This is a genomic window from Curtobacterium sp. B18 (genome assembly GCF_000333375.1).
Taxonomy (GTDB): domain Bacteria; phylum Actinomycetota; class Actinomycetes; order Actinomycetales; family Microbacteriaceae; genus Curtobacterium.
Genome location: NZ_BACZ01000783.1, coordinates 1 through 5,510, shown reverse-complemented (window position 1 = coordinate 5,510; position 5,510 = coordinate 1). Strand labels below are relative to the sequence as shown.

Sequence of the window (5,510 nt, the reverse complement as noted above, 5' to 3'; positions counted from 1 at the left end):
GCCGTGGACCCGATCGGAGCAGCTGACGTGGGCGGGCTGAACCGCACCGCGTCGGGGGTCGCCCGAGCCGTCCGGCCGCCGGCTCCCGTCCCACCGGACCCGAGCGACGTCGTCCTCGCCGTCGACGGCGGTGGCAGCAAGACCGACGTCGTCGCGATCGCCCTGGACGGCTCGATCGTCGGACACGCTCGCGGACCGGGGTCGAACCCGCAGACCCGCGGCTGGGACGTGGCCGGCCCGATCCTCGACGACGTCCGGGCACGGGTCGTCAGCGAGCTCGGCGACCGTCGGATCCGGACGACGCACGTGTACCTCGCCGGGCTCGACCTGCACGACGAGCTCGTCGCGGCGACCGAGGCGCTGGCCCACTGGGAGGCCGACGGCGGCGCACCGCACGTCCTCGACAACGACCTGTTCGCGCTCCTCCGCGCGGGGACCCTGTCCCCGGACGCCGCGGCGGTCGTCTGCGGCACGGGCATCAACGCGCTCGCGGTCCGGGCCGACGGCACCACGGCGCGGTTCCCGGCCATCGGCGACGTCTCCGGCGACTGGGGCGGCGGCGCGTACCTCGGCAACCGGGCGCTGTGGCACGCGGCCCGGGCGGACGACGGCCGCGGACCGGCGACGGCCCTCGTCGGCGCGGTCCCGGCGGCGCTCGGTCTCCGCAGCGTCCGCGAGGTGACCGAGGCGATCCACTTCGGCCGCCTCGACCAGCGAGTGTTCAACCGGCTGTGCCCCGTGCTGTTCGAGGTCGCCGGCGCAGGTGACTCCGTGGCGCGCAGCGTCGTGGAACGCCAGGCGGAGGAGATCGTCCTGCTCGCGGCGGTCGCCCTCGAACGACTCGGCCTGGGCGGTGCCGCGGCCGGCCCGGTCCCGGTCGTCCTCGGCGGTGGTGTGCTCGCCGCGCGGGACCCGCTGCTCGTCGAGGGGGTCGTCGACGGCCTCGCTGCCCGGGTGCCCGGCGCAGTGCCGACCTGGGTGACCGATCCACCGGTGCTCGGTGCGGGGTTGGCGGCACTCGAGTCCGTCGGGGCCGACGCCGCCGCGCTCGACCGGTTCCGGCAGGCGGTGCGCTCCCGGGCGTTCGCGAGCACCACGGCGCTGATCCGCTGACGCGGCGGCGGCGGCGCCGCCGCCGCGCGCCGCGCCCGCGCCCGCCGCGCGCCGCGCCCGCCGCGCCCGCGCCCGCCGCGCCCGCGCCCGCCGCGCCCAGCGCGCGCGGCGGATTTCGCGCTCAGCGACAGTTCACGGCCGCCCGATCGCGTGAACTGTCGCACAGCCCGAAACGTGACCGCGACCGGAACATGACCGCGACCGCGACCGCGACCGGAACGTGACCACGACCGGGCCGGAGGCGCGGTGCCAGCCCGCACCGCGCCTCCAGTCCGGCCGGACTCGCTACGCGCGGGGCCAGCATCCCCAGCGTGTCGACCACGCGGTTCGAGAAGCCCCACTCGTTGTGGTACCAGCGACCACCTTCACGTGGCGACCTCCGTCGACGCGGGTGAGCAGGGGGTCGAACACGCTCGACTCCGCCCGCCCCGTGATGTCCGTCGACACGAGGGGGTCCGCCGTGTAGGCGAGCACCCCCTGCAACGGGCCGGAGGCCGCCGCGCGGTAGGCCGCGTTCACCTCGTCCACCGAGACGTCCCGCGACACCACCGTGTTGAGCTCGACGATCGACCCGACAGGCACCGGCACGCGGATCGCGTCGCCCGAGAGCTTGCCGTCGAGCCGGGGCAGCACGAGGCCGATCGCCTTCGCCGCCCCGGTCGACGTCGGCACGATGTTCACCCCGGCGGCACGGGCTCGGCGGAGGTCCCGGTGCGGGCCGTCCTGCAGGTTCTGCTCCTGCGTGTAGGCGTGCACCGTGGTCATGAAGCCGTGCTCGATGCCGGCGAGGTCGTCGAGGACCGACGCCAGCGGCGCGAGCGCGTTCGTCGTGCACGAGGCGTTCGAGACGACGGTGTGCACGGCGGGGTCGTACACGTCGGAGTTGACGCCGTACGCGATGGTCGCGTCCGCCCCGGTCGCCGGAGCGCTGATGAGCACGCGCCGTGCGCCGGCGGTCAGGTGTCCCGCGGCTGCGTCACGGGCGGTGAACCGGCCGGTCGACTCGAGCACGACCTCGACGCCGAGGTCGGCCCACGGGAGCTCCGCCGGCTCCCGCGACGCCAGGACGCGGATGCGCCGTCCGTCGATCACGAGCGTGTCCCCGTCGACCTCGACGGTGCCGGCGAAGGGTCCGAGGGCGGAGTCGTACCGGAACAGGTGTGCGAGCGTGTCGGGTGCGGTGAGGTCGTTGACGGCGACGACCTCGAGGTCGTCTCCTCCTCGGGCGATGAGGGCACGGAGGGTGTTGCGGCCGATGCGGCCGAAGCCGTTGATGGCGATGCGGGTCATGTGGATGTCCTTTCGTTCCGCGGTCCATGCTCACGGGGCGCCGTGCACGGCTCCAGTGGCTGGGGAGCCAGTGTTCGAAAGGATCACGCCAGCACCGCCGGCGCGGGCGCGGGCGCGGGCGCGGGCGCGGGCGCGGCGACGCGGTCAGTCCTGGAAGGTGCGCCGGTACGCCGTCGGCGAGGTCCCGAGGATCCGCCGGAAGTGCGTCCGCAGGTTCGCGTCCGACCCGAGTCCCGCGCGCACCGCGACCTGGTCGACGGCGAGGTCCGAGCGTTCGAGCAGTTCCCGTGCCAGGTCGACGCGAGCACGCAGCACCCACTGCATCGGCGTGTACCCGGTGTCCTCGACGAAGCGCCGCGAGAACGTCCGGGGCGAGACCCTCGCGTTCCGGGCCAGCACGTCGAGCGTGAGCGGGTCGGCGAGGTGTCGCACCGCCCACTCGCGGGTCTCGGCGAAGACGTCCCCGAGGGGCTCCGGCATGCTCCGCGGGACGTACTGCGCCTGTCCGCCGCTCCGGTACGGGGCGCTCACGAGCCGCCGTGCGACGTGGTTGGACAGCGCGACGCCGTGGTCCTGCCGGACGATGTGCAGGCACAGGTCGATGCCGCTGGCCGCGCCGGCGCTCGTCAGCACCGACCCCGCGTCGACGAACAGCACGTCCTCGTCCACGTCGACCCCGGGGTAGCGGTCCCGGAGGACGCGCGTGTAGTGCCAGTGCGTGGTCGCCCGCCGGCCGTCGAGGAGCCCGGCCGCGGCCAGTGCGAACGCCCCGGTGGAGATCGCCGCGATGCGGACCCCGCGTTCGTGGGCACGCCCGAGGGCGGCCACCACGTCCGCGGGCGGCGGCGTGTCCGCGGGGAACCGGTAGCCCGGCACGAAGACCGTCTCGGCCCAGTCGAGCGCGTCCAGCCCGTCATCGACCGCGTACGCCAGCCCGTCTCCCCCGGCGATGCGTCCCACGCGGGGACCGCACACGCGCACCTCGTACGGCATGCTCGGCCGGTTCGAGAAGACCTGCGCCGGGATCCCGACGTCGAGCGGCTTCGCACCGTCGAGCACGAGGACCGCGACACGGTGCAGGTGGGGTGCGGCCATGCAGCGACGCTAGCGCCCCTGGCCCGCCTCAGGCGTCGCGGATCGCGAGCACCCGGTGCGGCGACGCCCGTTCCGCGCTCCACCCGGCCGGCAGCACGTCCTGGAGTTCCGGGAGGGTGAAGCTCCGACGGATCGACCGCAACCCGTCGACGCGCACGAACGTCCCCGCCGCGACGAGCGTCGAGCCGACGGCGTACGCGCGGTAGGCCGATCGCGACCGCCGGATGTCCGAGTGCAGGCTGCGGCTCGATGCGAGCTGCTCGGAGTCGGCGAGGAAGCCCTGCCGCTCGGCGTCGCCCAGGTGGTGCAGCACGTGGTTCGACACGACGACGTCGAACCGCTCCCCCGCGGCGACGAGTTCCGTGCTCGACTGCTGCCGGAACGTGACACCGCGCGGCGTGGAGCGGGTCGCCGCCTCGATCGCCCGGGCGTCCGGATCGGCGCCGACGACCTCGACGTCGAACCCGTCCGCAGCCGCCCACCGCACGAGCGCCCGTGCCAGGTCGCCGCCGCCGCAGCCGAGGTCGAGCACACGGCCGCGCCCACTCGCGGGCAGGGCCGGTGCGACGTGCGTCCGCCACACGGAGCGCCACCCGCTCACCAGCGCGTTCACCACCGCGAAGCGTCGGAAGGTCCGCGCGAGGACGCGCGGATCGCAGTCCGGGTCGTCCATGAGTTCGCGGAGGTCGCGTGCGCGTGTGGTCAGGTCGACGGCCGGGAGGCGCGGGTCGAGACCGTCGGTCCGGCTCACGGCGTCCCGGCGATCGCCGGTTCGAGCGGGTCGCCCTGCGATCGCGATCGTTCCGGTGCCCGCGATCCCTCGAGCGCGGCCGCCCGGAGGGGTTCCGTGGTGCTCCCGACGGCCGTGAGGCGGGCTGCCTCGACCGTGAGGCCAGGACCGAAAGCCAGTGCGACGACCGGCGCACCGTCGTCGATGCCGTCGTCGAGCACCTGCCGGAGGACGAAGAGCACCGTGGCGCTCGAGACGTTCCCGTGCTCGCGCAGCACCGTCCGGCTCGCGGCGAGGGCGGAGTCGGGCAGCCCGAGGGCGACCTGTGTCCGGTCGAGGATCGCGCGCCCGCCCGGGTGCACGGCCCAGGTGGGGATGTCGACGGCCGCGGCGCCTGCGGCGGACAGCAGCGGCGCGACGGCCTCGGCGACGGTCGCCCCGACGAGCTTCGGGACCGCGGTGCTGAGCACCATCTCGAACCCCTCGTCGCCGATGTTCCACGCCATCTCGGACGCGCCCTCGGGCACCACCGTCGTCGCGAAGTCGTCGAGGCGCAGTCCGGGACCGTCGGCGGTGACCACCGCGGCCGCCGCCCCGTCCCCGAAGACGCTGTTCGCGACGATCTGGTCCGGGTCGTCGCTGGCACGGACGTGCAGGGTGCAGAGTTCGGCGCAGACGACGAGCACCACCGCCGACGGCACCGCCTCGACGAAGGCGGCCGCGATGCGGAGTGCCGGGAAGGCCGCACAGCACCCCATGAACCCGATGTGCTGGCGGAAGACGGTGCGTGGGATGCCGAGTGCGGTCACGACGTCGAGGTCGGGTCCGGGTTGGGTGAACCCCGTGCACGAGACGGTCACGACGTGGGTGATCGACCCGGCGTTGACACCGGCGCGCTCGACGGCGTCGCGGGCGGCCGCCACGAACAGGGCCGGGGCTAGTTCGCGGTAGCGGTCGTTCCGCGTGCCCGTCGACGGTGACCGCAGCACCCCGAGGTCATCCCGGAACGCTCCGGCAGGTCGGGCGGCGTCGAGTTCGTCGAGCACGGTGTGCCGGTGGGCCACGGCGGAGGCGTCGAACGCCGCGGGGACGAGCCGCCTGCCGAGTCGCCCGAGGTCGGGCTGCGACGCGAAGAGGTCGCGCACCGCAGCCTGCTCGAGTGTCGTCTCGGGGACGGCGGTACCGATGGCGCGGATCGTTGCGGACACGACTCATCCTGTCACCGGGTCGCTGACGCGTCCCCAGGTTGTCGCCCGGGTCCGGGCCGTCGACGGACGGGAGG

4 protein-coding genes and 1 pseudogene are annotated in these 5,510 nt (G+C 74.7%); 1 reads left to right on the top strand and 4 read right to left on the bottom strand.

Annotated features, from left to right (window positions below):
• The coding region (locus tag I5E_RS20650) for an N-acetylglucosamine kinase (protein WP_307160197.1) at window positions 1–1,113 on the top strand (1,113 nt) is incomplete at its 5' end.
• Between the two features lie 295 nt (window positions 1,114–1,408).
• Here I5E_RS20650 and gap read toward each other — a convergent pair.
• The 4 genes and pseudogenes from gap to I5E_RS20630 form a co-directional block, all read right to left on the bottom strand.
• A pseudogene (gene gap, locus I5E_RS22370) lies at window positions 1,409–2,403 on the bottom strand (type I glyceraldehyde-3-phosphate dehydrogenase); the annotation flags it as partial.
• A gap of 144 nt (window positions 2,404–2,547) precedes the next feature.
• A complete protein-coding gene (locus I5E_RS20640) occupies window positions 2,548–3,498 on the bottom strand; it encodes a GlxA family transcriptional regulator (protein WP_022908648.1) in 951 nt (316 codons plus the stop codon).
• A 28-nt stretch (window positions 3,499–3,526) separates the two neighbouring features.
• On the bottom strand, window positions 3,527–4,249 hold the full coding sequence (locus tag I5E_RS20635; RefSeq protein ID WP_083858084.1) for a methyltransferase domain-containing protein: 723 nt from the start codon (window positions 4,247–4,249) through the stop codon (window positions 3,527–3,529).
• Complete coding sequence (locus I5E_RS20630) at window positions 4,246–5,436, bottom strand: type III polyketide synthase (RefSeq protein WP_022908646.1); 1,191 nt, start codon at window positions 5,434–5,436, stop codon at window positions 4,246–4,248. Before I5E_RS20630 ends, I5E_RS20635 begins: the two co-directional genes overlap by 4 nt.
• Between the last annotated feature and the right edge of the window lie 74 nt (window positions 5,437–5,510).